The following is a 4,970-nucleotide window of genomic DNA, read 5'->3' as shown; positions in this document are numbered from 1 at the left end:
GACGCCATCGTTCACCACCGCACCGTTGAAGCTGTTGTCGCCGCTCAGGCGCAGCCAGCCGATGCCGGACTTGGTCAGCTTGCCGGGGCCACCGATGTCGTTGGTCCAGTCATCCCAGGCCTCGCCTTCCCAGACCTTCAGTCCACCGGCCTTCTGGTTCATCACCACATCGGTGTCCACGCGCAGCGAGCCGAAGCCTTCGATGGCCTTGCGCAGGTCGACCATGCCCCAGCCGTAGATCTCATCGATGCCCGGATCGCCCAGATCGCGGGCGGTGGTCAGCAGCACGTCGCGGACCTGTGCGTTGTCCAGGTAGGGGAAGCGCTCAAACAGCAGCCCGAGAGCGCCGGTGATGTGCGGGGCCGCCATGGACGTTCCACTCTTCAGACCGTAGCCGTGCCTCGGCACGCGCTGAGTTACATCGAGCCAGACGTTGCCGTCCGCATCGGTGCGAATATCTGCTGTTGGCGGGGCAGAGGGATCGTAGGTCGTTGAGTTGATATCTGTGCCGGGAGCGGCGATGCACCAATTGGCACTCAGACCACATTTGTTTGATCTGTTGCTCAATACAAATTCATATTCATCCTTCTTCTCATCATTGCCCCTGTTCTTGTCGTCGACGTTGACCACACTCAGCCAGTACTTCTCGATATCAGGGAGCGCTCGAGGAAGCGTCGCATAAATGCCGGCAATGGGGCTCTCCTCGGGTGTAGGGATGACTTCATCAGTATTCCCTGCCGCCCAGACTTGAATCATGCCCTTGGCTTGCGCGCCATCCGCGAAGATCGAGAGTCTCTCAAGCCATTCGGGATCGCTGTATCGGTTATCCAATTCAGCTGCTGACTCCGGCTCCGTGACCAAACCCCAGCTGTGATTGATCGCACGCACTCCCTCAGTGTTCATCTGATCGTATAGATCGACAAGCGCTGAATTCTCTGGCCCCGTGCTCTTAACCCGCTCACCAATACCGAACCCGTTGAGATAGATCTCGGTGACGCTGTTAAAGAACAACTTGGCGACGGTCAGATCTGCACCGAATCCCACACCATGCATGCCTACGCCATCACGATTGGCAGCGATGGTGCCACCCACATGGGTGCCGTGATCGTCATAGGATGCGTTCCGCAGAAACTCGCTCAGCTGTGGGTCACTTAGTAACAGATCAGCAATTCTCTTGGGCATCTTTGGATCAAGCTTATAGCGCTTAACCTGGACCTCATCACCAGCGCTGGAGAAGCAAGCATCCGGGCCCGTCAACGCAGTCCTGTTCGTGCACCGACTGCCATCGGCCAATAGATCAGCAATGGTGATGCTGCGATGATCCTTGCCGCCGAATTCTGGGTGATCCAAGCCGGTCCCGCTGTCGAACACTCCCAACCGGATGCCGGCGGCGCTTAGCCCCCTCGCGTACGCATACTGCGCATTCATTGCCCCCAAGCCCCAGTCCGAGTTGAACTCGTCGGTCTTCCAGCTATCTGGATTGCCCGCAGCTCCCATACTGGAACTGTCTGATGCGTGAGAGGGTGGGAGGGGCGCGCTTGGCTGGATTCCTGCTTCGGGCGCCGTCGAGCGGGCCCAAGCTGTCTGCAATGATCGCTGTTGCACGAGCGCATCCAGTGGCTCACTGGCAACGGACTGTGCTGACACTGTCAACGGCAACGAAGCGGCGATTGCGATCGCCAAGTGGGTGGCAAGCGGGTGGAGCGACTGGCGAGCGTAGAGCGAGCGTGTCATCTTCAAACGTCCTCGGCGGTGAGTAGTGTTACGAAGTAACTAACGCCGCGACGCCGTCGACACCCCCAGTGCCTTAACAATAACTGAAGGCACTTCATTAGACTTAAAAAGTGTGATAGAAGTCACTTTAAATGAACCGTAAAAGATTGTGGATGCCCCGTGAAGGCGGGTCGGATTCCCGGCAGGATGACGGCCAGCGCGCATTCGGAAGAGGGGCCGGGGTCGTGCGGTTCAAGTAGACGGGGAATCAGCCGCACCTCCGGGTCCGGGGCCGATGGCAGCTCAATCCAGGGGCGCGGGAGTAGCGCCAGCACTCAACCCGAACGATTCAGGCAGCTGCCGGCCGCGTTCGCCGGTTATACGACGACCCGCCGCATCCTTCCGGCCACGCCTCGCTCGCGCGGGACAGAGGGGTTTCAATGACGTCCCAGTTTTCCGCTGATGCACAGAATGGCGACCGCATGCGGCTCTGTTTGAGGGGCAGCGGGGGCGTGCGCGGAGACCTTCCTACCGAGAGGGGCTACGGCATGAAGTCTGTCGTTGCAGGCAATGCGGCGAGGTAACGTTTGGATGCGCTTGGCTGGGGGGGGAGCCCCCCCTTCGACGTTAGTACACAGGTCGTGTTGGCCAGTTATGCCCAGCCCACCGACTGCCGCGAGCGTGTGTCGGCGTCTCTGTCACCTCCAGGAATATTCCAAATGAAAGGTAATCTCCGCTTGCCTGCGTTCCGTCAGCTGAGCCCGCTGCATGCAGCTGTCTGTCTTGCGCTGACGGGGGGGATGTTGCCCTCCCTCGCGTCGGCCTACACCTTCCATATCAATGGAGATCGCATCATCGCGACAGGTGGTGTCAACTACCAGGACCACATCAGGCTGCGAAGGATTCTCGATGCCGCAGCCAGCAATGGCAGGACCATCACGCAGGTGGTCTTCCGCAACAGCCCCGGCGGCGATGCAGCTGCAGGACGAGGAACCGGGGAGCTACTGCGCCTGCGCGGGATCACCGCTGTATTCCAGGGTAAGTGCATCTCCGCCTGCGGCACCAGCTTCATCGGTGGTGCTGAACGACGCATCGCCAATTACGATCTGCCCGAGATCGATCCTAGCTATCCCGAAAACATCTTCATGATCCATGGGAGCACGGCCGGCGGAAAAGTCGTCCCGATCCCCCAGCAGGTCTCGGATGATCACTACGCGAAGATGATGCAGGGCAACGCGCCGCCAGATGCCATCGCTCGGGTTGTGGGCGCCATCAATGGAATGCAGGTGCCGTTCGGTTCGTTCCTCACCTACTTCGATCCAAGGACCGGAAAGCCCGCCCAGTTCTGCCCGACCGAGGACAACTGCACCGTGTACGACGGTGTGGACATCTACAGCGACCGGATCATCACCAGCGAGGAGCGTATCGATCTTTCCGCCGACTATTTGCGTGTCGCGGATAGCGTGCACGGCGACCTGAATCCTTACTTCTACGCGGCGCAATACGAGTACGCCGCGGGCTATGGTGTGGACGCTGAAGGGGCGCCAGCCCCGTTCGACGCGGCCAAAATCGCCTCGGGCGATGTATTTGGCATGATCCGACTTGAGCGCGGGGGATCGTGGCTGGCGGATACGTCCAGCGGTGCGGAGATCCTCTGGGCGGAAAAGGGAAAAGTGGATGTGACCGCCGGTGGCCGTCTGGTGACGCTGTACACCATTGTCGGAAGCGAGGGTTCCGTCACGCTGCAGGGGGGGCAACTGAAAGCTGAGGATACGGCCGTGTCGGGCCTGTTCGGCATTGGCGCCGGTGGCGAGCTGGACAACAAGGACACGGTGCTGGTCAAGCGCGGTGGCCGGGTCGCTCTGGCGGGAGGGACGCTGAGAACTGCGGTCGCCACGCTGGACGCCGGCGCCCGGCTGGAGGGTCATGGGACGATCGCTGCGACCGGTTACGTAGCGTTCCCCGGCGAGCCCGGCGTTGCGTGGAATGTTCCACAGGTGACGCGGGTGAGGGTGGCCGGTGGCGATCTTCATCCTCAGGGTGGTCAGTTGACGGTCAACGGCTATGTCAGCTTCGCCTATCCCAATGCCGGCCGACTGCTGTTCGACATCACCCCGGAAACGCGTCAGGCAGGCCTTGTGCTGGGGGCATTCGAGGTGCATCGCTGCGAAAGCGTCAGCACATACTCCCTGTGTGCGGACGGCCCGGTCGCGACCGCACCGGGCTTCCTGATCGGTGGCACAGTCGGCAAACTCGCGCTGGATATCGCACCGGGCTACTACCGCCAGGATCTTTCGATCCCGCTGGTGCAAGGACGCATTTACGGGAGCGCCGAAGGTAGCCAGCTGACCGGCAAGCTGTTGAATGACCGCGAGAGCGAGTTCGATGCCAGCGTGCCGCAGCTGCAGGCCGGACAGGTCGCTTTCACCCGTGCCGAGCGGCAGGATGGCTCGGGCTACAGTGCCGATCTGACCAGTGGCGACGCGGCACAGCGCAGGTTCCATCCGCGCGAGAACTCGCTGCTCACGTTCAATATCGTGCAGACCGGCGACGGCATCTGGGCGGTCGCCAATCCGGCCTTCGATGACGTGTCTCCGTTCGCCAACGTGGCGTCGGGCTCGGGCCTCGGCCAGGCATTGAGGACGGCCGTGTCGCAGCCGGCGTCGGCGCTGGATCCGCTGCTGGGTGCACTGCAGTTTGCCGACCGCGACGTGGTCGCGCAGCAGGCCGGTGCGCTGCGTGGCGATGCGCACGCCACCCTGCGCCTGGCCGACAACGCCCTGCTGGGCAGCATCGGCAACGTGGTCCAGCAGCATCAGGCGGCGATGCGCAGTGCCGGTGGCGATGCCGATGGCCTGGCCGCGCAGGTCGCGCAGTCGATGTCGGCACAGCCGGGCATGCGCCATGGCACTCTGTTCAACCAGCTGGCAATGCATCTGGTCGAGCCGACGGCAGCAGGTGCGGGGGCCAATGGCGATGGCCAGCGTGGCCACGGTCTGTGGGCACGCGGCTTCGCCAGCCATGGCCGGATCGATGCCGATGCCGGCGTGGCCGGGATGAGCCATACCGTGGGCGGCATCGTGGTCGGTGCCGATGCGCGCCTGGCCGATGACCGTGTCGGCCTGGGCGTGAGCGTGGCGGCCGCGGACATGTCGACCAAGGCCCGTGGCGCCTCCCGCTTCACCGGCGACGTGCGTGCGCTGGATGTGGGCGGTTATCTGGACGCGATCTACGCGCGCGGTTATCTGTCCGCGGCG

The 4,970-nt window shown here is 62.5% G+C and carries 2 protein-coding genes; one reads left to right on the top strand and one right to left on the bottom strand.

Annotated features, from left to right (window positions below; genetic code table 11):
• Positions 1-1,734, bottom strand: a 1,734-nt coding sequence (locus AC5P76_RS18715; RefSeq protein WP_495222810.1) for a S8 family peptidase, incomplete at its 3' end; no start/stop codon positions are given.
• Positions 1,735-2,354: 620 nt separating this feature from the next.
• Between AC5P76_RS18715 and AC5P76_RS18710 the strand changes: the two genes are divergently transcribed.
• A partial coding sequence (locus AC5P76_RS18710) for an autotransporter outer membrane beta-barrel domain-containing protein (RefSeq protein WP_495222809.1) occupies positions 2,355-4,970 on the top strand: 2,616 nt, incomplete at its 3' end.

The organism is Stenotrophomonas sp. YJH_SMC_36 (assembly GCF_059369935.1).
The sequence above is the reverse complement of the archived record's forward strand: the minus strand, read 5'-3'. Positions and strand labels throughout refer to the sequence as shown.